Origin of the sequence: Aquibaculum arenosum, assembly GCF_029222965.1 — a bacterium.
Lineage (GTDB): Bacteria > Pseudomonadota > Alphaproteobacteria > Kiloniellales > DSM-21159 > Aquibaculum > Aquibaculum arenosum.
In genome coordinates, this window is the sequence record NZ_JARHUD010000002.1 from 228,665 (window position 1) to 251,189 (window position 22,525).

Annotated in this window: 18 protein-coding genes and 2 tRNA genes; 6 read left to right on the top strand and 14 right to left on the bottom strand. The window is 64.0% G+C overall.

The window, feature by feature from the left end:
- Positions 1 to 16: 16 nt before the first annotated feature.
- The 3 genes from P2G67_RS03935 to purB all read left to right on the top strand — a co-directional run bounded on the left by P2G67_RS03935 (position 17) and on the right by purB (position 7,747).
- Positions 17 to 1,852, top strand: coding sequence for an autotransporter assembly complex protein TamA (locus P2G67_RS03935; protein WP_275820246.1), 1,836 nt, complete (start codon positions 17 to 19; stop codon positions 1,850 to 1,852).
- Between the two features lie 4 nt (positions 1,853 to 1,856).
- Positions 1,857 to 6,314 carry a translocation/assembly module TamB domain-containing protein gene (locus P2G67_RS03940; RefSeq protein WP_275820248.1) on the top strand — a complete coding sequence of 1,486 codons (4,458 nt, stop codon included), beginning with the start codon at positions 1,857 to 1,859 and terminating at the stop codon, positions 6,312 to 6,314.
- A 140-nt stretch (positions 6,315 to 6,454) separates the two neighbouring features.
- The gene (purB, locus tag P2G67_RS03945) at positions 6,455 to 7,747 is read left to right on the top strand and encodes an adenylosuccinate lyase (protein ID WP_275820250.1); all 1,293 of its coding nucleotides are present in this window, start codon (positions 6,455 to 6,457) and stop codon (positions 7,745 to 7,747) included.
- Positions 7,748 to 7,802: 55 nt separating this feature from the next.
- Here the strand turns inward: purB and dksA are convergent, their stop codons facing one another.
- The 9 genes from dksA to P2G67_RS03990 all read right to left on the bottom strand — a co-directional run bounded on the left by dksA (position 7,803) and on the right by P2G67_RS03990 (position 17,658).
- A complete protein-coding gene (gene dksA, locus P2G67_RS03950) occupies positions 7,803 to 8,219 on the bottom strand; it encodes an RNA polymerase-binding protein DksA (RefSeq protein WP_275820252.1) in 417 nt (138 codons plus the stop codon).
- A gap of 169 nt (positions 8,220 to 8,388) precedes the next feature.
- Entirely contained in the window at positions 8,389 to 11,061 is a 2,673-nt protein-coding gene (ppdK, locus tag P2G67_RS03955; protein WP_275820254.1) for a pyruvate, phosphate dikinase, read from the bottom strand.
- A 148-nt stretch (positions 11,062 to 11,209) separates the two neighbouring features.
- On the bottom strand, positions 11,210 to 13,429 hold the full coding sequence (gene glyS / locus P2G67_RS03960) for a glycine--tRNA ligase subunit beta (RefSeq protein ID WP_275820256.1): 2,220 nt from the start codon (positions 13,427 to 13,429) through the stop codon (positions 11,210 to 11,212).
- Positions 13,422 to 14,336, bottom strand: coding sequence for a glycine--tRNA ligase subunit alpha (locus P2G67_RS03965; protein WP_275820259.1), 915 nt, complete (start codon positions 14,334 to 14,336; stop codon positions 13,422 to 13,424). Before P2G67_RS03965 ends, glyS begins: the two co-directional genes overlap by 8 nt.
- A 116-nt stretch (positions 14,337 to 14,452) precedes the next feature.
- Positions 14,453 to 14,719: a hypothetical protein gene (locus tag P2G67_RS03970; protein WP_275820261.1), complete on the bottom strand. Its 267-nt coding sequence runs from the start codon at positions 14,717 to 14,719 to the stop codon at positions 14,453 to 14,455.
- A gap of 53 nt (positions 14,720 to 14,772) precedes the next feature.
- Positions 14,773 to 15,756 (bottom strand): TauD/TfdA family dioxygenase, encoded by a 984-nt coding sequence (locus tag P2G67_RS03975; protein ID WP_275820263.1) that lies wholly within the window; start codon positions 15,754 to 15,756, stop codon positions 14,773 to 14,775.
- Between the two features lie 62 nt (positions 15,757 to 15,818).
- The gene (locus tag P2G67_RS03980; protein WP_275820265.1) at positions 15,819 to 17,255 is read right to left on the bottom strand and encodes a DUF502 domain-containing protein; all 1,437 of its coding nucleotides are present in this window, start codon (positions 17,253 to 17,255) and stop codon (positions 15,819 to 15,821) included.
- Positions 17,256 to 17,377: 122 nt separating this feature from the next.
- Positions 17,378 to 17,464, bottom strand: a tRNA-Leu gene (locus P2G67_RS03985).
- A 107-nt stretch (positions 17,465 to 17,571) separates the two neighbouring features.
- Positions 17,572 to 17,658, bottom strand: a tRNA-Leu gene (locus P2G67_RS03990).
- Between the two features lie 150 nt (positions 17,659 to 17,808).
- On the opposite strand from P2G67_RS03990, the gene P2G67_RS03995 reads away from it, so the two are divergent.
- Both P2G67_RS03995 and mscL read left to right on the top strand, forming a co-directional pair.
- Complete coding sequence (locus P2G67_RS03995) at positions 17,809 to 18,144, top strand: hypothetical protein (RefSeq protein WP_275820267.1); 336 nt, start codon at positions 17,809 to 17,811, stop codon at positions 18,142 to 18,144.
- Between the two features lie 93 nt (positions 18,145 to 18,237).
- Positions 18,238 to 18,663, top strand: coding sequence for a large conductance mechanosensitive channel protein MscL (mscL, locus tag P2G67_RS04000; protein ID WP_275820268.1), 426 nt, complete (start codon positions 18,238 to 18,240; stop codon positions 18,661 to 18,663).
- 44 nt (positions 18,664 to 18,707) lie between these two features.
- On the opposite strand, the gene P2G67_RS04005 is transcribed toward mscL, so the two are convergent.
- Positions 18,708 to 19,943, bottom strand: coding sequence for a polyhydroxyalkanoate depolymerase (locus tag P2G67_RS04005; RefSeq protein ID WP_275820270.1), 1,236 nt, complete (start codon positions 19,941 to 19,943; stop codon positions 18,708 to 18,710).
- Between the two features lie 236 nt (positions 19,944 to 20,179).
- Here P2G67_RS04005 and P2G67_RS04010 point away from each other — a divergent pair, with 236 nt between their 5' ends.
- Positions 20,180 to 20,629: an acyl-CoA thioesterase gene (locus P2G67_RS04010; RefSeq protein WP_275820271.1), complete on the top strand. Its 450-nt coding sequence runs from the start codon at positions 20,180 to 20,182 to the stop codon at positions 20,627 to 20,629.
- A 62-nt stretch (positions 20,630 to 20,691) separates the two neighbouring features.
- On the opposite strand, the gene P2G67_RS04015 is transcribed toward P2G67_RS04010, so the two are convergent.
- From P2G67_RS04015 to P2G67_RS04030, 4 genes are all read right to left on the bottom strand, one after another.
- Positions 20,692 to 21,144 (bottom strand): phage holin family protein, encoded by a 453-nt coding sequence (locus P2G67_RS04015; RefSeq protein WP_275820273.1) that lies wholly within the window; start codon positions 21,142 to 21,144, stop codon positions 20,692 to 20,694.
- A gap of 6 nt (positions 21,145 to 21,150) precedes the next feature.
- The gene (locus P2G67_RS04020) at positions 21,151 to 21,465 is read right to left on the bottom strand and encodes a hypothetical protein (RefSeq protein WP_275820275.1); all 315 of its coding nucleotides are present in this window, start codon (positions 21,463 to 21,465) and stop codon (positions 21,151 to 21,153) included.
- 31 nt (positions 21,466 to 21,496) lie between these two features.
- A complete protein-coding gene (locus P2G67_RS04025; RefSeq protein ID WP_275820277.1) occupies positions 21,497 to 21,679 on the bottom strand; it encodes a DUF1328 family protein in 183 nt (60 codons plus the stop codon).
- 177 nt (positions 21,680 to 21,856) lie between these two features.
- Complete coding sequence (locus P2G67_RS04030; protein WP_275820279.1) at positions 21,857 to 22,480, bottom strand: hypothetical protein; 624 nt, start codon at positions 22,478 to 22,480, stop codon at positions 21,857 to 21,859.
- Positions 22,481 to 22,525: the final 45 nt, after the last annotated feature.

Here is a 22,525-nt window from a genome sequence, read left to right on the forward strand (position 1 = left end):
ATGGCGGCAGTCAGGATTGAAGCACTTACTCTATCGTCTGCTTAGAGCAGGGACCCTCCGCTGGACCGGAGCGGCCTTCGCGATTCTGCTCCCCATATCCGCCGCCGCACAGAACGAGGAGCCGACGCCGGACAGCGAAAGCACACCGCCGGGCCTCGCCTACACCGCCGAGATTGAAGGTGATCTTTCCAATAGACTTCGCAGTCTGATTGATGAGAGCGCCGCCCTTCTCACGGAAACGGAAAGGCTACCCGCCAGCGAGGCGGCCCTGCGTCGTCGCCTTCGTGACGATATCGATCGCATCGCCCGCGTATTGCGTTCCGAGGGCTATTACCGAAACGAGATCGAATCGGTGGTCGACGACAGTGCCGACCCGATCCACATTCGCATCGACGTCGAGCCTGGACCGCGCTTTCGGCTCGAAAACTACGAGATCAGCTATCAAGAGCCGGTTCCGGACAGCGCGCCACGAACGGCCGAGGACGTCGGCCTCGAGTTGGGGCAGCCAGCAAGAGCGGCAGCTCTGCAGGCGGCGGCACGCGAGATTCCCTTGTGGCTCAATCAGAATGGCTACCCCTTCGGCCGCGTGGCTAATACCCGCTATCTGGCCGACATGGACGACGCCACCGTCCGCGCTGAAATCATCGTCGCACCCGGTGAACCCGCAGCCTTCGGACCGCTGTCCATCATCGGGGTGGAATCCGTGCGCAAGGATTATCTCCACCGCATTTTAGGTTGGGAGGAAGGGCGAACTTACGACCAGCGTGAGACCGAGCGGGTCCGTCGGGAACTGTCTCGCACCGGCCTGTTCGATACGGTCATTGTCGACACTCCCGACGAAGTCGAAGCCGACGGCGAGCTCCCGGTCACGGCAGAGGTGGCCGAGCGTCCCCACCGCACCATCGGCGCCGGCGTTTCCTACTCCACCGACGAAGATGGACCTGGGATCGAGGTGTTTTGGGAACACCGCAACCTCTTCTCGGAAGCAGAGAGCCTGCGCCTCGAGGCCAGCGCCACCCGGCCGCGCCAAAGCCTCACAGCCGACTTCCGCAAGCCCAACTACCTTCGTCTTGAACAGGCGCTGCTGTTCGAGAATGAGTTGCGGCATGAGCGCAGCGAGGCATTCGATGAACTGACCAGCAGTCACTTTCTCGGGCTAGAACGGCGCTTGAGCGACAATTGGACCGCGCGTGCCGGCCCCTCACTCCTGCTCACCCGCGTGACAGAAGATGATGAAACGGAGTTGTACGGGCTCGTCGGGCTGACCGGCGGCGTCAGCTACGACGGCAGTGACGATCCCCTGAACCCCACCAAGGGCGCAAGATTGGACGCCAGCGTCACGCCCTACATCAGCGCCGTGGGCGAATCCGCGCGCTTCGTCCGGGCTGAGACCAGCGGATCCTTCTACCTCTCGCCCTTCGACAGCGACCGCCTGGTGCTTGCAGCTCGCGGGCGCTTCGGCACCTTGGCCGGCAGTTCCCATGGCGACATTCCGGCAAACCTGCGCTTTTACGCCGGCGGCGGCGGCTCGGTGCGCGGCTTCGCGTTTCGCAGCGTCGGGCCGCTGGACGATGATGACGACCCGATCGGCGGCCGGGCCGTTGCCGAGATCGGCCTGGAAGCGCGCATTAAGATCACCGACACCATTGGTATCGTGCCCTTCGTGGATGCGGGCCAGGTCTACAAAACATCCTGGCCGACGGGTGAAGAGCTGCGCATCGGTGCCGGTTTGGGCCTGCGCTACTACACCAGCTTCGGACCGCTGCGCCTCGACGTCGCCACGCCGGTGAACCCGCGCAAGGGCGTTGACCGCGCCTATCAGTTCTACATCTCCATTGGACAGTCCTTCTAAGCCCGTGAGCGATCAAACCAATCCTCAACCGGCCCCACGCCGGCGACGCTGGCTATCCCGCATCCTCTGGGGGCTTTTCATCCTCCTGGTGGGCTTGCCGCTTTTGCTCTTGGGCGGCCTCTATCTCGCGCTGCAAACCGAAGGCGGGCGCGCCACTCTCGCCACCCTGATCGAAGACGTCGTGAGTTCTCCGGATGGGCTGCAGCTTGAAATCGGCCGGTTGGATGGCCCCCTGCCCCAGCAGATCGTGCTGCGCGACCTGGTCTTACGGGACCCCGAGGGCGTGCTCATCGACCTCGACTGGGCGGAACTCGCCTGGCGCCCCTGGTCGCTGCTGCAAAGGCGGGTAGAGATCGAGCATCTCAGGGCGAACCGGCTGGAGCTTCAGCGCCTTCCGGCCGGTAGCGACACTGAGGAAGAGCCGGCGCCAAGCGACGCACCGCTGGACATTGCTCTGCCGGAGCTGCCGGTCAGCTTGCAACTTGAGCAACTCGAGGTACAGGAGCTCTATCTTGGGCAGGAGATCGCCGGCACGCCGGCCCTGCTCGGCCTTTCCGGCAGGGCCAGGGTCGACCGCGAGGGTGCGCTGGACACGCAGCTGGCTGTGGAACGCAAGGACGAGCAACCCGGCCGGTTGGATCTGGAACTGGCGCTGACCGCGGGTGGCGAACGGCTGACGGCGCGGATCGATGGCGCCGAACCCGCCGGTGGGCTGATCGCCGAGCTGCTCGACCTCCCGGAGCGTCCTCCCGTAAGCATCCGACTCGAAGGGGACGGCCCACCCGAGGGCTGGCGCGCGCAGTTGGTTGCGGAGGCTGACGCAACAGCCCGGCTCGAAGCCGATCTCCTGCTACACAGTCTGGAGCCGCTTGATCTCTCGCTTGAAGCGAAAGGCCAGGCTACGGCCTTGGTGCCGGAAGACTTTCGTTCGCTCGTAGGGGATGAACCCAGCCTCGCGTTGCGCGTGCAGCGCACCGAGGAAGGGGCCTTGCGGGTGCAGGATCTTCGAGCTGGTGTTGCGGCGCTACAAGCGACGGGCCACCTCGCCTTGCAGGCGGATGGCCAGACGCTGGACGGCGCCCTCGACCTGGAACTGCTGGATCCCGAAGCGATCGCAGCGCTCACCCAGCCGGCGCGCTTCGACGGCGCCATCCTTAACCTGACGGTGAACGGCAGCCTGAATCAACCGATTCTGCAGGCCAACGCCAACCTAACAGCGCTTTCATTGCCCGAAGCGACGGCCGAAAGTCTGCGCCTCACCCTTGACGCCAAGACCGAAGCTCCGCTGGACGGGCCGGAAGCTGCGGTATTGTTCGACATCTCCTTCGCCGCAGAAGCTCTCGAGGCCAGCGAAGCGGCCCTCGAGCAGTTGGCCGATGGCGATCTGACTTTGCAGGGCCAGGGGCGCTATGGTCTTGCCGAGAAAAGATTGACGGTGATCGCTCTTGATGCCGGACTGAACGAGCTGGCGCTGTCGTTGTGGGGAGAAGCGACGCTGGCCGACGCCGGTCCCACGGCCGACCTGGGCATGAGACTGGATCATCCGAAGCTCGAGCGCTTCGCCGGCCTCTCGGGCCTTGACCTCTCAGGTGCACTGGGGATCGACCTGCAGGCCAACCTGGCAAGTGACGGCAGCCTGGATGCCCGGCTCAATGCCCTTACCGATCGCCTGCAACTGGGCATCCCGATCGCAGAAGCGGTGCTCGGCGAGCGCCCCGGCCTCTCGATGCAACTGCGCCGCGATGCCAGTGGTCGCATCCTGCTTGACGAAGCACGCCTGGATGCAGCAACAGCAGCGCTCACCGCCTGGGGCACCCTGGACGCCGCCTTCTCGGAAGTTGACGCCGGCTATCGCTTGGATGTCTCGGCACTGGAGCCCTTGGGCGACGCCCTGGGACAGCCTCTTGGCGGCTCGCTCTCGCTCGAGGGGATCGCGCAGGGCGCCTTGGCGACGCCCCGGGTGGAGGCACGGCTGACGGGCGAAGAGCTGTCGCTGCCGGGCGAAGCGCTCAGAACGCTCAATGCAGCGCTCAACGTGGACCTAGACGCCCCAGGCCCACGTGGTCGTCTTGAAGTGAACGGCTCTGAGGGGCAGTACGGCCCCCTCTCCTCGGAGGTGGACTTTCAGCTCGTCGAGCAGGAGCTGACACTCGACAATCTGAACCTGCGCCTCGGAGATGCCGCCAGCGTGAGCGGGAATCTGGTCTGGCCGCTGGACGGGCGACCCGGCCGCGGTGCGGTCGAGGGGAACGTGCCGCAGTTGGGGGCGCTTGCGAGTATTGCCGGCGTCGAGGCGGGCGGTAGCCTGACCCTGAATGCGGAGCTCCTGCCCCAAGAAGCACAGCAGGCCCTGCGCGGGACTCTCGCGCTGCGCAGCGTCAGGATGGGACCGGCGAGCGAACCCAGCGTGACAGGCGAGCGGGTCGACATGCAGTTCACGCTAAGCGACCTGCTGGGTGCGCCAGGCGTGCAAGCCGGCCTGACCGCGGCGGGATTGTCCGCGGGCGGGGCTGAAATAGAGACTGCGGAAATCAACGCCACCGGAGACCTTGCGGCGCTGCGGATCGATCTGGACGCCGATGGACAAGTGGCCGAAGATCCTTTGCGACTGCGGGCGCAGGCCGACGTGGGACTCGAAGGACCCATTACTCGAATCCAGCTGCCCCTGCTCACGGCCGACTGGGGCGAGGAAACCGTCGCTCTCGCCAGTCCCGCCACTTTGACCATCGCCCCGAACGATCTGGCGCTGCAATCCCTGGACCTGACCCTGCTGGGAGGTAGCCTGGCGGGCGAGGCCCGGCAAGAGGGCGACACCATTCAGGCCGATCTGCGGCTTGCGGATATCCCTTTGGATCGTCTGGCCGATCTGGCGGGTGGCAGCGACGTCACTGGTGAACTCTCCGGCGAGCTCTCCCTCGCGGGGTCAATGAACGCACCGCGTGGCCAGCTCAATCTCTTCGCCGATGACTTCGCTTCTGGCACAGAAGCCGAACTCAGTGACCGTCCGCCGCTCGACATCCGTGCCGATGCCACGCTGGAGCCGGGACGCCTGCAATTGACCACTCGGATGGAAGGGTTTGCCGAGCGCCCCCTCAGCCTGGACGCTGATCTGCCGCTGAGGCTTTCACTCGCGCCCTTTGCGATCGACACCATCGCCGAACGGCAACTGAGCGCCCGCCTGCAGTGGAGCGGCGACATGGCTCCGGTCATGTCCCTGATGCCCGTGGACACCCTGCGGCTCACTGGCCAGGCGGACATTGACCTGACGGCCTACGGTACCCTCAACGCACCTCAGCTTGGCGGCCAGCTGGCGCTGACCGACGCGCGCTATGAGAACTACACCAGCGGCACGCTGCTCGACCCGCTGGAACTGGTGGTGGTGGGCGCCGGCAACACCCTCACCATCGAGCGCTTCAACGCCAGTGACAGCAATGACGGCAACATGGATGGCCGCGGCACGGTGACCTGGCTTGGTGAGGAAGGGGTGGAGACCGACCTCCGCGTAACCCTGAACAACATGCGCCTTGCGCAGCGCGATGACGTCACCGCGCGCATCAGCGGGGAGATCGATGTCATCGGCAATCCCATGCAGCGCGCCGAGGTCATTGGCCGCCTGACCAACGACTTTATCGAAGTCAGGTTGGTAGACGCACTCCCGCCCAGCGTTGCCGAGATCGAGGTTGTCGAGGTCCGCGCTGGAGAGCCGGTGGAGCCGGTGGAGGAGCCCGATACCGGGCCCCCGGCCCCCTCCCCCATCCTGCTCGATGTCGAAATCGATCTGCCGCGCCGCGTTTTCGTGCGCGGCCGTGGTCTCGAATCCGAGTGGGGCGGCAGATTCCGGGTCGAGGGCCATGCCAATGACCCGCAGATCAGTGGCCAGCTTGAACCGCTGCGTGGTAGTTTCACGGTCATCGGCAAGACCTTCATGTTGCAGGAAGGCGCCATCACGCTGCCCGTGGGCGCGAGCAGCCTGGATCCTGAGCTCGATCTTCACGCCGTCTATACCGGCAGTGGCTTCACGGCGATCGTCGGCGTAGAGGGTACGGCCTCCGACCCCCAGATTGCGCTCTCCTCCCAGCCTGAAATGCCGCAGGACGAAATCCTCTCGCGCGTCCTCTTCAACAAGACATCGGCCAACCTCTCCGCTCTGGAAGCCGTGGAGCTCGCCGATGCCGCCGCCAGTCTGGCGACGGGTGGCCCGGGGGTGACCGCGCTCATGCGCAGGGCCGTGGGCGTGGACGTTCTTGGGTTCAAGCCGGGTGCGAACGAGGACGATCCCGGCGCGGTCGCCATCGGCACCTATCTCGACGACGGCATCTACGTCGGCGTCGAACAGGGATTGGGGTCCAGCGGCACAGGCGTCAGCGTTGAGATCGACATCACCGACCAGATCAAGGCGCACAGCGACGTGGGCGCCGACGGTCGCAGCCGCGCCGGCGTCCGCTGGCAAATGGATTACTGAGGGTCGTGAGGAGCCCCGCGGCCTGTGATAGGAACAGCGCTCCAATGCGAGCGCCCCCGGTCGGTGCAGCGTAGTCTATGCGGCGCCTGCTCTTTCGGGCCTGCACACAGCCGTGACGACAGCCATTTGAGGAACGAGACATGATTCCCCGCTACAGCCGGCCGGAGATGGCCGAAATTTGGTCGCCCGAGAGCCGCTTTCGCATCTGGTTCGAGATCGAGGCCCATGCCTGCGATGCCATGGCTGAACTGGGCGTGATCCCCAAGGAAGCCGCAGCGGCCATCTGGGAGCGCGGTGCCTTCGAGGTGGAGCGGATCGACGAGATCGAGCGGGAGACCAAGCACGACGTCATCGCTTTCCTCACCAACGTGGCAGAGCATGTCGGCCCCGAGGCACGTTTCCTGCACCAGGGCATGACTTCTTCCGATGTGCTGGACACCTGCCTCGCAGTCCAGCTCATGCGCGCTGCCGACCTGCTACTGGCGGATATGGATCGGCTGCTTGCCGCCCTGAAGTCCCGCGCATTCGAATTCAAGGACACGCTCTGCGTCGGCCGCAGCCATGGCATCCATGCCGAGCCCACCACTTTCGGCCTCAAGCTCGCCGGCCACTACGCCGCCTTTGCCCGCAACCGCGCCCGCCTCGAGGCGGCACGGACTGAAATCGCCACCTGCGCCATCTCCGGCGCGGTTGGCACCTTCGCCAACATCGACCCCTTCGTGGAAAATTATGTGGCGGAGAAGCTAGGACTGACGCCGGAGCCTGTTTCGACTCAGGTCATCCCGCGTGACCGCCACGCAGCCTTTTTCGCCACGCTTGGGATCATAGCCTCCTCCATCGAGAACCTGGCCACGGAGATCCGCCATCTGCAGCGCACCGAGGTGCGCGAGGCTGAGGAATACTTTTCGCCGGGGCAGAAGGGTTCGTCGGCCATGCCGCACAAGCGCAACCCGGTCTTGACCGAGAACCTGACCGGACTTGCCCGCATGGTGCGCTCTGCCGTCGTCCCGGCGATGGAGAACGTGGCGCTCTGGCATGAGCGAGACATCTCCCACTCCTCCGTCGAGCGCATGATCGGGCCAGATGCGACCGTGACCCTCGATTTCGCGCTCAACCGTCTCGCCGGCGTGATGGAAAAGCTTCTGGTCTATCCCGACCAGATGCAGCGCAACCTCGACCGGCTTGGCGGACTGGTGAATTCACAGCGCGTGCTGCTGGCCCTCACCCAGGCTGGCGTCAGCCGCGAGGACGCCTACAGTTTGGTGCAGCGCAATGCCATGAAGGTCTGGCTGGAAGGCAGGGATTTCCGCAAGGAGCTCGAATCCGATCCGGAGGTGGTTCTGGATGCCGCTGCGCTCGATACCTGCTTCGACCCTTCCTACCACACCAAGCGGGTGGACCAGATTTTCGAGCGGGTGTTCAACGTCGGCTGAGATAACGGCGGCTTCCGATAGCGGTCATGCCAGGCGGGAGCCGCCCAGTCTCCGATCAGTCGTCGCGTTGAGTGCGTTCCATACGCTCGTGACGTTCCTGCGCTTCGAGCGATAGGGTTGCGATTGGCCGTGCCTCCAGACGCCCGATGGAGATCGGTTCCATCGTGTCCTCGCAGTAGCCGTAGGTTCCGTCCTCGATCCGTTTCAAGGCGGCATCGATCTTGGAGATCAGCTTGCGCTCCCGATCGCGGGTCCGCAGCTCCAAGGAGCGATCCGATTCCAGTGATGCGCGATCGGCGATATCCGGCTCCGCCAGGCTCTCGCTCTGCAGATGCTCCAGCGTCGTGCCGGACTCCCGCAGCAGCTCAGCTTTCCACTTCAGAAGCTTTTGCCGGAAATGTTCCCGCATGCGCGGGTTCATGAAAGGTTCGCTTTCGGTCGGTCGGTAGTCAGGATCCAGCGTAAGCGTCATTTTACCCTAACCGCAGCCTGCCAAGTTGCGGCGCGAGTATAGTTTTTTTGACTCCCCGAACAAGCCCCGACACGGAAAAGCCGGGACGGCCCATTCCGGGGCCTTCTGGCTCCCCGAAAGTGGCCTTCCCGGCTGCTTTCCAGAACGCGCTGCCCCGACAGAGCGGCAATCAGACGTCGCGCTCGGTCTGTTCCAATGCCGCCTGGGCTGCCGCCAAGCGGGCGATGGGCACGCGGTAGGGCGAGCAGCTGACGTAATCCAGGCCGACATGATGGCAAAAGCGCACCGACTCGGGGTCGCCGCCATGTTCGCCGCAGATGCCGAGCTTGATGTCAGGCCGACTGGCGCGCCCCCGCTCAACACCAATCTTCACTAGTTCCCCGACTCCATCCTGGTCCAGGCTGACGAAGGGGTCGCGGTTCAGGAGACCGCGGGCTTCATAGGTCGGCAGGAAACTGCCGGCGTCGTCGCGGGAAAGACCGAAGGTCGTCTGGGTGAGGTCGTTGGTACCGAAGGAGAAGAACTCCGCCGTTTCCGCAATCTCTGAGGCCCGAAGCGCGGCCCGCGGCAGTTCGATCATGGTGCCGACGAGATAAGCGATCTCGCAGCCGGCCGCCTCCATGGTTTCTTTCGCCACGCGGTCGACGACGTCCTTCAGGATCTCGAACTCGCGCCGCACCGAGACCAGCGGAATCATAACCTCCGGCTCGACCGTATCGCCGGTTTCCTTGTGCACCTGCACCGCCGCCTCGAATATGGCACGGGCCTGCATCTCATAGATTTCGGGATAGGTGATGCCCAGGCGGCAACCGCGATGACCGAGCATCGGATTGCTTTCCTGCAGCTTCAGCATGCGCTGGCGCAGCTTCTCCGGCGAAACGCCAGTGGCCTGGGCCACCTCTCGGATCTCCTGCTCGCCATGGGGCAGGAATTCATGCAGGGGCGGGTCAAGCAGGCGAATGGTAACCGGCAACCCCTTCATGATCTTGAAGATCTCGACGAAGTCCTGGGTCTGCATCGGCTGCAGCTTGGCCAGCGCCTTGCGCCGCCCGTCCTCACTGTCGGCCAAGATCATCTCGCGCACCGCAACGATGCGCTCGGCCTCGAAGAACATGTGCTCGGTGCGGCATAGCCCAATGCCCTCGCATCCGAACTTGATTGCAGTGCGACAGTCGAGAGCAGTCTCGGCATTGGTGCGTACCTTGAGGCGCCGGATGTTGTCCGCCCAGACCATCAGCTTGGCGAAATCGCCGGTCAACTCCGGCTGCACCGTGGGCACCTCGCCCAACATGACCTCGCCGCTGCTGCCGTCCAGGGTGATGACCTCCCCTTCCTTCAACTCGCGTTCGCCGGCGCGCAGCACGCCTGCCTTGTAGTCGATGCGCAGTTCACCAGCCCCGGCGACGCACGCTCGGCCCATGCCGCGAGCGACCACGGCCGCGTGGCTGGTCATGCCGCCGCGGGTGGTGAGGATACCCTGGGCCGCGTGCATGCCGTGGATGTCTTCCGGGCTGGTTTCGATCCGACAGAGGATGACCTTGCGACCTTCAAGGGCCGCGGCCTCGGCCTTGTCGGCAGAAAAGGTAATCTCGCCCGAGGCGGCACCCGGCGAAGCAGGCAAACCGCGACCGATGACGTTGCGCTCGGCCTTGGGGTCCAGCGTCGGATGCAGCAGCTGGTCCAGCGAGAGAGGATCGACACGGCGCACAGCCTCCTGCTGGTCGATCAGGCCCTCATCGACCATGTCGACTGCGATCTTCAGCGCTGCTTTTGCCGTACGCTTGCCGGTGCGCGTCTGCAGCATGTAGAGCGTGCCCGACTGTACGGTGAACTCGATGTCCTGCATCTCGCGGTAATGGGTTTCCAGCAGTTCGCGCACCTTGCAGAGCTGCTGAAACACCTCCGGCATCACCTCTTCCATGGCCGGCAGGTCCGAGCCCTGCTCTTCCCGGCCACGAATGGAGATTGATTGAGGCGTGCGAATGCCGGCCACCACGTCCTCACCCTGGGCATTGACCAGGTACTCGCCGTAGAAGCGGTTCTCGCCAGTGGAGGGGTCGCGGGTAAAGGCCACGCCGGTGGCGCAATCATTGCCCATGTTGCCGAAGACCATGGCCTGGACATTGACCGCCGTGCCCCACTCTTCCGGGATGTGGTGCAGCCGGCGATAGGTCACGGCCCGCTGGTTGGTCCAGGACTGGAAGACAGCGGCAACCGCGCCCCAGAGCTGATCCTGCGGGTCCTGAGGGAAGGGCGCGCCGGTCTCCTCCTCGACGATTGCCTTGTAGCGCTCGATCACCTGGTGCCAGTTATCGGCATCAAGATCGGTGTCCAGGCTGACACCCTTGTCCTCCTTGGCCAGTTCCAGCACCTCCTCGAAGAGGTGATGCTCCACATCAAGGACGACGTTGGCGTACATCTGGATGAAGCGGCGATAGCTGTCATAGGCAAAGCGCGGGTCCTGGCTGCGTGCGGCCAGGCCAGCCACAGTGGTGTCGTTCAGGCCCAAGTTCAGCACGGTGTCCATCATGCCGGGCATGGAAACCCTAGCGCCCGAGCGAACAGAAACCAGCAGCGGGTTTTGGGCGTCCCCGAAGCTGGTGCCCGTCACCGTCTCGACCTTCTCTAGCGCCGCCTTGATCTGGGCATCCAGATCGTCCGGGTAGCTTCCGGTCTTGGTGAAATGCGTGCAGACCTCGGTGGTGATGGTGAAGCCCGGCGGGACAGGCAACCCAATTGAAGCCATTTCGGCCAGATTGGCTCCCTTTCCGCCCAGCAGATTGCGCAGATCTGCCCTGCCCTCGCTATCGCCACCGCCAAAGCCATAGACCCACTTGCTCATAGCCGCCTTTTGCCTCCTCGATTCGCAAACCGGCCTGCTCACCAGGTCGATTACAGCGGGACACTTCCGTTTAGCAACCCTTGGTTAACATGCTCTATTCCGCTGCCCGTCTGAGCACGGAACAGCTGCGTCGCAAGACCGCTCCGCATCAGCCTTCGATGGCTGAGAAATCCGCAACTTGACCCAGAGTGCCGCCAATCTGCGCCAGCAGCGCCAGGCGATTGGCACGCAGGCCTGGATCCTCGGCATTGACCGTCACCTTGTCGAAGAAGCCGTCGACCGGGGCACGCAGCCGCGCCAGCGCGGCCATGGCTGCGGTGAAGTCTTCCCGGGCCAGGGCATCGCGGGCCTGCGCCTCGGCGGTCTGCAGCGCTTTGTGCAGCGCTTGCTCCTCATCCACGACCAAGGCGGAGGCATCGGCCGGTCCCAGGTAGTCGCGGCCATCCTTCTTCGCCTCGATCCGGACGATGTTGGCCGCACGGCGGAAGGCGATCAGGAGATTGGCCCCCTCCTCGCTCTCCAAGAAGCCGGCCAAGGCATCGACCCGCGCCAACAATCGCACGAGATCGTCTTCCCCTCCGAGATTGAACACGGCCGTAACCAGATCGTGGCGCACGCCCTTCTCACGCAGCACCACCTTCATGCGATCGGCAAAGAAGGCGAGTAATGCGTTGACCACGAAGGCAATGCGTCCTTCATCGACCTCGGCAATATCCAGGTTCTTCAGAAGGTTGGTTTCCAGCTCGACCAGGCGCTGCCCGCTGCTGCCTTCCTGCACCAGTCGGTCCAAAGCCTCGATGGGTGCCAGCTGTTCGCGCAGCTTCATCTCGTTGAGGATTGGCGCCACCGCTTCCGCCAGCACCCGGGCAAGCGGCAAACGCAGCCCGTTCTCGACGATCAAGCGGATCACACCAAGCGCAGCACGACGCAGGGCATAGGGATCCTTGGAGCCGGTCGGCGTTTCGCCGATGGCCCAGAAACCGGCCAGGGTATCCAGCTTGTCCGCAAGCGCCACCGCCACGGAAACCGGGGCCGAGGGACAGGCGTCGTTGGGGCCGAGTGGGGCGTAGTGTTCGGCGATGGCGGCGGCGACTTCCTCTGCCTCGCCGTCGTTTGCGGCATAGTAGCGCCCCATCACGCCCTGGAGTTCGGGGAACTCGCCCACCATGCCGGTGGTCAGGTCGGCCTTCGCCAGCATGGCCGCGCGATCTGCAAGCGCCGTATCTGTGCCAAGTTGTGCCGCCAGGCTGCGCGCCAGGACCGCCACACGCAGCACCTTCTCTTCCAGACTGCCGAGCTTGGCATGGAAGACCATCGGCCGCAGCGCGGGGATACGCGTTTCCAGTCGCTGCTTGCGATCCTGATCCCAGAAGAAGGCCGCATCCGCCAGCCGCGCCCGCAGCACCCGCTCATTGCCGGCCACGATGGTGGCCGCAAGTTCGGAGTCTGCCGGTGCCTCCAGATTGGCAACGACCAAGAAACGATCTGCCAGGCGGCCATCGGGCTTCATCAGGGAAAAATAGCGCTGATGACTGCGCATGGAGGTGACGAGAACCTCCGGCGGCAGGGTCATGAGCTCCGTCGCAATCCGGCCCATGAGCACACAGGGCCATTCCACCAGACCCGTGACCTCATCGATCAACCCGCTGTCGGGCCGCACCGCCAAGCCGGCCGCATGGGCCAGGGCCGAACACTGCTCCACGATCGACTTCCGCCGTTCATCGAAGTCGGGAATGACAAAGGCCTGCTTCAGACTCTCGACATAGCCCTCATGGTCGCGCACCAGGAAGGAGTCCGGGGCGAGAAAGCGATGGCCGACCGTACCGTCGGTGAAAGCAAGGCGGCGCTCTCCCCCCAGATCCAGACCGCCCTGCAGCGCTTCGCCATCGAAGACCGCCAGGATGTTCTGCATGGGCCGCACCCAGCGGAACTCCCCTTCCGCCCAGCGCATGGACTTCGGCCAGCCGAGCGCGCGGATCACGTCGACCAGTACCTCCGGCAGCACGCTGCGGGTGGCACGCCCCTGAACGTGACGGACAGCGAAATAGAACCGCCCCTTGGGCGTGTCGCGCAGCTCCGCCTCATCGAGAGAGGAAAGCCCGGCACCCTTCACGAAGCCCTGCAGTGCTTTCTCCGGCGCGCCCTCTTTGGGTCCCTTGCGCTCCTCAGTCACATCCGGCTGCCGCTCGGGCAGGCCGGCCACGTGCAGGGTCAGCCGGCGCGGCGTCACGAGGCTGCCCAGGCTTTCGTACTGCAATCCGGCCGCCTGCAGCTTCTCGCCCGCGATGCGCTCAAGATCAGCCACTGCGCGTTGCTGCATACGGGCCGGGATTTCCTCGCTTAGGATCTCGAAGAGCAACTCAGGCACTGGCCGTCTCCCCCTGCGCCGCACTGACCGCCACCCAGGTTTCGCAGCACCCCTTGGCCAGCGCCCGAACCCGGCCGATGTAGGCCTGTCGCTCGGTGACAGAGATCACGCCCCGCGCGTCAAGAAGATTGAAGAGATGGCTGGCTTTCAGACAGTTGTCATAGGCTGGCAGCGGCAAGCGCTGCTCCAGCAGCAAGGCGCATTCTCGCTCCGCATCCTCGAAGTGCCGGAACAGCCGCTGTGTATCGGCGTGCTCGAAGTTGAAGGCGGAGAACTCGCGCTCGGCCTGCAGGAAGACATCGCCGTAGCATTTGCCTCCCTTCTCTGTCGGCACTCCGTCCCAGTCGAGGTCGTAGACTCGATCCACACCCTGGACGTACATGACCAGCCGCTCGATCCCGTAGGTCAGTTCGACCGGAACAGGGTTGCAGTCGATCCCGCCAACCTGCTGGAAGTAGGTGAACTGGGTCACCTCCATCCCGTCGCACCAGACCTCCCAGCCTAGGCCCCAGGCGCCCAAAGTCGGGCTTTCCCAGTCGTCCTCGACGAAGCGGATGTCGTGCGCCAGGGGGTCGATACCAATCGCCCTGAGTGAGCCGAGATAGAGTTCCTGAATGTCCGACGGCGACGGCTTCATCAGCACCTGAAACTGGTAATAGTGCTGCAGCCGGTTCGGATTCTCGCCGTAGCGCCCATCGGTGGGACGGCGCGACGGCTGGACATAGGCGCAGTTCCAGTGATGGTCGGGCCCCAGCGCCCGGAGCGTCGTCGCCGGATGGAAGGTTCCGGCTCCCACTTCCATGTCATAGGGCTGCAGGATGGCGCAGCCTTTGTCGGCCCAATAGCTCTGCAACTTCAGTATGATGGACTGGAAGCAGCTATCCTTGTCTGCGTGTCGCTTGGGCATAAGGCCGTGATTCTTGTTGCAGTGCGGGAAAAGACGTTGCCGACCCTAAAACCCGGGCTGAGGATAATCAAGCGGCGCTGAGCGGTGGAAACGACAGCAGGACAAGCACTTTGCGCTCAGTAGGGGCAATCGGGCCGACCGCAGTTGCTGGGATTGGTTGCAGGCACATAAGCGCGGCATGCCGGACAGGCGACCATTTCCTCAGCATCCGGAACCGCCGCGCGGGGCGCCCTCCCCTTATTGGCTTTCGGGCCGCGGCCCTGCTGCTTGGCCTGCACCTTGCGGGCGGCATCGAGCTTGCCGACGAATCTGAAGCCGTACCAGACTGCCAGAATGATTCCGGCGAGTACCAGCAGCTTCGTCAGGGAGGGGAGACCGAACATGGCATTCTTCTAGGCGGCAGGGCCGCACCCGGTCAAGCGAAGCCGCAGCGCACTCATGCCATGGCCACCAGGACGCGGCGGGCGCCGGTGAAGGGCTTGCGTCCATGCATGGTGAGCAGGTTGTCGAGCAGCATGATGTCGCCGGCGCGCCAGGGAAACAGCACTTCGCAGCCGCGGGAGACCTCGCGCACCACCTCGAGGTCGGCCGGGTCGATCTCGCCCCCGTCGCCGTAGGTCGCATGATTGCCCAGAGTCGCCTCGCCGGCAGTGCGCGGATCGAAGCGCAGGTCGTCCTGGCGGCCGATGGCCACCTTGACGCTATCGAAAGCCCGATGCCATTGGTCCGCCTGATTGTACCAGCAGGTCTCGCCGGTCACGGGATGTACCCGCACCGCAGCATGGCGGGCGCGGGTCCGCAGCCCAAACGTCGTCCACTCGAAATCCATGCCCGCCTCGCGCAGATAGCACTCGGCTGCCGCCCGGTCATTGGTTTCGAAGGTTTCCTGCCAGCTCTTGCCCACACCGGGCTCGCCCTCTGCATCCCAGAGGTGCTGGTGATAGATCACCCCCCGCTCCTCGAAAGCCTCTCGAATCGGCGCCGGCAGGGAACGATAGATCGCCCTGCCATCGGCAATCTGGGTCTCGCCGCCGGTCTCGGCCGGTATCAGGCAGCAGAAGAACACGCGCTCCGGTGACCAGCCCGCATAGGACAGCTCGTTGTGCAGCAGCACCTCCAGATGGCTCGGGTACTCCGTGGAAGTGTAGACCTGTTCGCCCACGGCGCTGCGTGGCGAATCGCCGCCTGCGTAGCCTTTCAGATCCGGGCGAATGGCCCGACACACGGCACGAAAATCCTGCACAGTCTCGATCGCAAAGCCGCGGAGCAGCAGCGCGCCACTGCGGCTAACCAGAGCATCCAAGGCCGCTGCGTTTGCTTCCGCCCAGGCAACAGCTCCCTCCGGCGAGGTCGACGTTTCAGCAGTCACGACGGGGACCAGTGGCATAGGCGAGCCGGCAAGCAGGGGTTGGGCGTCCATCACGGTCCTTCCAGATAAGCGCAGTGAATCACATCGCCGGAGCCTATCGGCGCCGCTGGCGCCTAAGCAAGCTGCGCTGAGGCCTGCGATGCTTTCTGGTCGGCTGGGTGGTCAGCACCCGGGTCCGGGGGCACGACCAGGCCGCCCGAAATCACCATCTTCAAGCCTTCCTCGATGCTCATGGCCAAGGGGACCGTGTCGTCGCGCGGCACGAACATGAGGAAACCGGAGGTCGGATTGGGCGTGGTGGGCAGAAAGACGTTCACGACCTCCTTTTCAGTCAACTCCTGGACCTGCCCCTCGGTCTTGCCGGTCACCAGCCCAATGGCCCAGCAGTCCTTGCGGGGATACTGAAAAAGCACGCAGGAGCGAAAGGCATCGGACCGGCTGGCCAGGATCGTCTCCACGATCTGCTTCAAGGCGCTGTAAATCGAGCCCAGAATAGGCAGGCGGCTGAACAGCCACGCCGAGGTGCGCAGGAGCCAGCGGCCGAGGATCCCGGCAGCCAGCATGCCGATCAGGGTGAGTGCGATCACCGCCACCACCACGCCCACGCCGGGCACGCCGACACTCGGCAGCGTGACAGGGATGTAGGTTTCAGGACGCCAGGCATCCGGCAAGAGAGGCTTCACGCGCGAATCGACGAAGGAGATGAACTGGGCGATGAGCCAGAAGGTAATCGCCACTGGTGCGGTCACCAGGATACCGGCGAGCAGATAGTTGCGCAGGCGGCGCATCAGGCTGAGCCGCGGCGGCGCGGCCGGTGGCACTGCTTCCGTCTCAACTGATTCGACAGGTCGCGCTGCCAATTGCTCCGGTGTGACGATGCCGCCGGACACCACAAGTTTCAGCCCCTCCTCCACTGTCAGGTCGAGGGGGCGCACCGTCTCCCGCGGCACGAAGAGCAGGAACCCCGTGGTGGGGTTGGGCACCGCCGGCATGAAGAGAGACACCGTCTCGCCCGGCAGCAGGCGCTGCACCTCGCCCTTGGTCTGGGAGGTGACAAAGGCCACGACCCAGACACCGCGGTAGGGATACTCGACCAGCACCACCTCACGGAAAGCGCGTGAGCGATCGGCCAGGATGGTCTCAAAAACCTGCTTCACGGCGCTGTAGATGGAGCGCACGACAGGAACGCGCGCCAGCAGGCGTTCGCCCACATGCATGAACCAGCGGCCAAGAAGCCCGGCCGTGAACATGCCAATGGCAATCAGCCCCGCCAGCACCAGCAGCAAACCCAACCCCGGCACGGAAAAGGGCAGGTAGTTCTCAGGATCCCAGGGTTCCGGGATGAGCGGCCTCACGCGATTGTCGACAAAATCGATGACTGCCCACGCGATCCAGATCGTGATCCCGATCGGGGCTGTCACCAGCACGCCGGTGAGAAACCAGTTACGCAGGCGTCCGAACAATCCGGGCCGCAGTTCCAGCTTTGAGAGGGGATCGTCGTGGCCGCTCCGAGGATCGGGCGGCGGAGGGGACGGGCGTTTGGCACTCACGTTACGGCATCCAGGTTCCGGAGGCCTTCTAACATGGGTGTGCTATGAGGAGTACACCAGAGACCGTTGCTGCACCGAACACGGTGGCCCCAGAAAGCAAAAAACCCCTCGCGAGAGGGGTTTGGTGCGGCTGAGTGGACTCGAACCACCACGGTGTCTCCACCACAGGTACCTGAAACCTGCGCGTCTACCAATTCCGCCACAGCCGCAGCGTCTTTGCTGGGGACCCGGTGAAACCGGGCGGTAGTCCCCTGTTCTTCGCCATCCCGCCGGTGTCTGTCAAACCCTTTTCGCAGCCCGCTATCGTGCCTGCGAATGGTGCGGCTGAGAGGACTTGAACCTCCACGGGGTCTCCCCCACAGCGCCCTCAACGCTGCGCGTCTACCAATTCCGCCACAGCCGCATAGGTTTGCAACAACGGGCCACAAGCGGCCCGGTACACCGTCCGGGCGACCCGAACGAGCGACTATCTAGCGACCTTGAAAGCACAGCACAAGACCTCTTTGTTTTACCCTACTGGTTTTGCGCTGAGGGCACTGTTAGCCTGCTAATCATGCGCACTTTCCTCATCATCGCATTCCTGGGCGCCTTCCTGCTGGGAGCGCTTTTCATCGGCGTTAAGGCCTGGAGTGGACTGGCCGGTGTCGACATGCCCTGGCAGGGATGGTTGGCGCTGATTGGCGGTTCGGTGCTGACGCTGGCGCTTGGCATCGGCTTGATGGCGCTGATGTTCTACTCCGCGCGCCACGGGCATGACGACACGCACCACGAACAGGGCGTCCACCGCGAGCCGGACCCGCATCAGCCGGGCGCGCCCGATGCCCCAGGTGCACCCGAAGACGCGGCCGACGACAGGGGCAGCAGCGAATCCCGCGGTTCTCACCGCTGAGTTTTCCCTGAACAGGTCTACTTTTTGCAGGTCGCGCTGCGCAGTTGAGCCGCCTATGCTGTTCGCCTGGGGCATCCACGCGAGGAACAGAGCATGTTCAACGAATTCAAGGCCTTCATTTCCCGCGGCAACGTAATCGATCTTGCTGTGGGCATCATCCTGGGCACGGCCTTCACGGCGATCGTCAATTCCCTGGTTACCGACATCCTCATGCCGCCCATCGGCCTGCTGCTGGGCGGAGTGGATTTCTCCAGCATTTTCATCACGCTGTCCGGCGGCGAGTACACCTCACTGGCCGAGGCGACCGAGGCCGGTGCCGCCACGCTTAACATCGGCGTGTTCATCAACACGGTGATCAATTTCCTGATCATCGCCCTGGCGGTCTTCGTCCTGGTCAAGCAGGTAAACCGCCTCTATCGCCGCGAAGCGGAGCAGCCTTCGGCGCCGCCGGCACCGCCACGCCAGGAAGTGCTGCTAGAAGAAATTCGTGACCTGCTGGCACAGCAGCGTCGGGAATGATCTGCCCGCCGAGACGCCATCGCCCCGGCGGGCGTTGAACAGCCCTAACGGGACCCCTGCGCGTGCTTGCGCACGAAAGCGCCGATCGCCGGCTTGATCTCTTCGCGCCAACGGCGACCGTTGAAGATGCCGTAGTGGCCGACAGAGGGCTGCAGATGGTTGGCGCGCATGCTTTTCGGCAGGCTTGCGCAGAGATCGTGCGCCGCAAGGGTTTGCCCCGGCGCAGAGATGTCATCCATCTCCCCCTCGACGGTCATGAGTGCCGTGTGGCGGATGGCCTCGGGGCGTACTGTCAATCCGCGCCAGGTCATCTGTCCGCGCGCCAAGACTTGGCGCTGGAAGACCTGGTCCACCGTCTGCAGGTAATAGTCCGCCGGCACGTCCATCACCGCCAGATATTCATCATAAAAGCGCCGGTGCGCCTCCACGGAGTCCCCGTCCCCCTGCACCAGATGGCGGAACATCTTGACGTGCGACTCGAAGTGTCGAGCCGGGTTCATGGATATGAAACCGCCGAGCTGCAGAAAGCCGGGATAGACCTCACGCCCTGCGCCTGGATAGTAAGCTGGGACCTGGGCGATCAGCGACTGCTGGAACCATGACAGCGGGCGCGACTCGGCAAAGCGCGTGACCTGAGTCGGCGCCGCCCGTATATCCACCGGGCCGCCCATCAGGATCATCGAACGTGGCTGCGCCGCGTCGCCGGCCTGAGCCAGCAGCGCCACGCTGGCCAAGACCAAGGGCGCCGGCTGGCACACCGCCATCACATGCACATCGGGGCCCAGATGGCGGATGTAGCGCAGCACCTCGTCAATGTAGTTCTCGATGCCGAAAGGCCCCGCGTCGGCGGGAACCTCGCGCGCGTCCTTCCAATCGGTAATCCAAACTTCGTGATCGGGCAGCAGTGCCTGGACGGTCCCGCGCAGCAGCGTCGCGTAATGTCCGGACAGTGGGGCAACCAGCAGAATGCGCGGATCCTTGCGTTCCGCACAGCCCTGGCGCTTGAAGTGCAGCAGGGTGCAGTAGGGACGATCCAGTTCGGTTTCGAGACTGACCGCAACCTCGCGACCCTCGACCTCGGTGCGATCGATGCCCCAGGCCGGGCGCTCGCGCTGTCGCGTGGCATGGTCGAAGACCTCCAACCCTGCCTTCAGGCTGCGTCCTGCATGGGTATGCGTGGCGGGAAAAAGGGGATTGCTCAACAGACCCTGGGTCATGTTGCCCAGCATGCGCCAGGGCATCAGGGCTGTGTGCTGAAACTCATAGATCTGATAAAGCATCCGCTCATCCGAACTGTTGATCCTTTAAATCGGCAGCAGAGCACCGCCGACTCTCGTGCGCTTGAGTCGCAGGACGTGAAAGAGTGAACGGGACGTCAGGGAAAGCAAGCGGTCACTTGGTAAGAATTGTTGTTCTTAGCCCCAGGGCGTATTGCATGTTGGATCAATCGGGCCCGGCAGGCGAGAGAAAATTCCAATCGGTGCCGGCATAGGTGAAGTGCGAGGAGAGCGAGAGAGTGAGTTCAGTAGCACCGGAACAGCGTGAGGCCTACCGGCATTTCCGGTCCATCCCAACCCGCTGGATGGACAACGACGTTTACGGACACGTCAACAACGTGACCTATTACAGCTACTTCGATACGCTGATCAGCGGCTATCTCATCGAGGTCGGCGGCCTGGATATCCAGCAGGATCCCGTCATCGGCATCACGCCCGAGACCTTCTGCCAGTTCCGCAAATCTCTGACCTTCCCAGATGTCATAGAGGCCGGTCTAGCCGTCGAGCGCCTGGGGCGGAGTTCGGTGAAGTACCTCGTCGGTCTGTTCCGCAAGGGGGACGAAAGCCCGGCGGCGCTCGGCCACTTCGTGCATGTCTTCGTCGAGCGTGAGTCCATGCGCCCGACCGCCATGCCCGACAAGATTCGCCAGGCCCTGGCGCCCCTGGTCATCGAGCGCTGGGAGACCTGAAGACGCTGGGACCGGATCGCGTTCGCTTCCTTCGTAACGCCGATCCGGCAACCCAGTCCGGTCTACAATCGGTCCGCTTCCTTGCGGAGCAGCCGTGCTGCTTCCCGGCGGATCTCAGGCGAAACCCCGAAAGCGAAGCCAGCAATCACCGCCACGGTCAGCGGTGACCAGGTGCCTCCAGCCATCAAATCCCGTGCCAGTTGGCTGGGGTCTCCTGCGCCAGGGCGCGCCGCTTTGGAAGTTGTGGAAGCTGAGCGCGCTTTTGACGCAGGCTTGGCCGGGCTGCGCAAGAGCGCAATCGCCACCAGGCCCATCACCCCAGCACCCACCAGCAGGATGCCTGCCGTGATCGCCGCAGCGCCTTCCGGCGAAAAGCTGCCCTCGAGCAGGCGGTGCAGCGCGGCGATGCCAAAACCCATCGCAGCGAAGGCCAGCAGCAGCGCGAGCAGCAGAAAGAAGGATGCGATCGCCGCGCGCCGCAGACTGGCGCGCAAGCGATCGACGATCCTGCTCATCATCGGTTAGTTCCGATCCAGCAGCTTGCCGAGTAGCAGCCCCACACCGAATGCGGCGGCGAGGCTGGCCAGCGGATGGCGCTCGACCTGTCGCTCCACGCTCTCGATCGAGGCCTGGCCGCCGGAGACTGCGCGGCCGTAGAGTTCGTCGAGTTCGGCGCGCAGGCGGGTCAGCTCGGCCTGCGCCTCTTCCGAGGCCGCGGATGCACCGGTCTTCGCCGTACGGCTCAGCTGTTCCGTCAGCTTCTTCACGTCTTCACGCAATGTATCTAGATCGCCGCGGAGTGTGTTAAGTTCCTTGTCTACAGCTTCGTTGGCCATGTGAATTCTCCTCCTGGGTTTAGCGGTCACGTTAGATGGCTGCGAGCGGCGCAGCAACAGCGACAAAGTCGCTCACCAGTGCAATCAAAAACAGCACCAGGAACACAAAGAATAACACCTTCGCGATCCCGGCCGCTGCCGAAGCGATCCCCCCGAAGCCGAAGACCGCAGCGATCAAAGCGACGACAAGGAATACAAGCGCATAGTAAAGCATCGGTTCCCCCTTGCTGAGTGATCAAACGCCCGACCCCGCGCCGGTTGCAGCGCGACTTGGTCGAAGCATCGTCACCTAAAAGTGGGAAAGGCCTTGCCGCAAAACAACCGCCATCGCTGTGCCAAGCTTGAGGCGAAACAGGGGCATAAGGCGTTATCTATTTGAGTTTTATGCCATTTATATTCGGTGGCGCGGTAACCTGTAAGGCAGCCCCCGGCTTGGCGCCCAGAAAGCAGCAACAGCCGCAAAGGCACGCGCTGCATGTTCTTCGGTAATAGTCAGGCGCCCGCCTTCGTCCCCATCACCAAAGGGATCCATAGGGCTGAAATAATCAGGGTAGCGGTCGCGCAAGCTGCGGCGCGCAGCGAGCGTGGCATCGTCGATGGTTTCCGCGACCGTCGACAGCTCCTCCAACCCATCCCACACAGAGTCAGGGAGGTCCGCGTCCAGTTCCTCCAGAAGCACACGCCGCACCAGGGCGACCAGTTCGGCCCCGCGCACAGCACGACGCTGAGCGCTCCAGAGTTCGGGATCGCGCCCCAGCCTGGTCAGCTGATCGCGCAGCAGATCCTCGCAGTGCCCGACCCATTCGCGGTACTCCACCACGATTGCCCGTCGCAGCATCCCGTCGAGCAGCACCGCCACGTACCAGTCGGTCTCCGCCTCTAAGCTTGGATCCGCCTCGCCAACGGCTGCCTCAACGCGCGCCACAGCGGCCTGCAGCAGCGCTTCGCGGCGGCGCACCTCCGCATGGCGTGTTTGCGGCTGCTCGTCGTCCATATCGAAAGAGATCAGGCTCATACCGCATGGAAGGCTAGCGCAAGTCCGCGCGTTCGCCTAGTTCTG

Bases quoted from the DNA above. Each gene is read 5' to 3' on its own strand.
- P2G67_RS04025 (WP_275820277.1), bottom strand. From the start codon at position 21,679: ATGCTTTACTATGCGCTTGTATTCCTTGTCGTCGCTTTGATCGCTGCG.
- purB (WP_275820250.1), top strand. From the start codon at position 6,455: ATGATTCCCCGCTACAGCCGGCCGGAGATGGCCGAAATTTGGTCGCCC.
- P2G67_RS04020 (WP_275820275.1), bottom strand. From the start codon at position 21,465: ATGGCCAACGAAGCTGTAGACAAGGAACTTAACACACTCCGCGGCGAT.
- dksA (WP_275820252.1), bottom strand. From the start codon at position 8,219: ATGACGCTTACGCTGGATCCTGACTACCGACCGACCGAAAGCGAACCT.
- P2G67_RS04030 (WP_275820279.1), bottom strand. From the start codon at position 22,480: ATGAGCCTGATCTCTTTCGATATGGACGACGAGCAGCCGCAAACACGC.
- P2G67_RS03970 (WP_275820261.1), bottom strand. From the start codon at position 14,719: ATGTTCGGTCTCCCCTCCCTGACGAAGCTGCTGGTACTCGCCGGAATC.
- ppdK (WP_275820254.1), bottom strand. From the start codon at position 11,061: ATGAGCAAGTGGGTCTATGGCTTTGGCGGTGGCGATAGCGAGGGCAGG.
- P2G67_RS04005 (WP_275820270.1), bottom strand. From the start codon at position 19,943: ATGCTTTATCAGATCTATGAGTTTCAGCACACAGCCCTGATGCCCTGG.
- P2G67_RS04015 (WP_275820273.1), bottom strand. From the start codon at position 21,144: ATGAGCAGGATCGTCGATCGCTTGCGCGCCAGTCTGCGGCGCGCGGCG.
- P2G67_RS03995 (WP_275820267.1), top strand. From the start codon at position 17,809: ATGCGCACTTTCCTCATCATCGCATTCCTGGGCGCCTTCCTGCTGGGA.
- P2G67_RS03975 (WP_275820263.1), bottom strand. From the start codon at position 15,756: ATGGACGCCCAACCCCTGCTTGCCGGCTCGCCTATGCCACTGGTCCCC.
- mscL (WP_275820268.1), top strand. From the start codon at position 18,238: ATGTTCAACGAATTCAAGGCCTTCATTTCCCGCGGCAACGTAATCGAT.
- P2G67_RS03965 (WP_275820259.1), bottom strand. From the start codon at position 14,336: ATGCCCAAGCGACACGCAGACAAGGATAGCTGCTTCCAGTCCATCATA.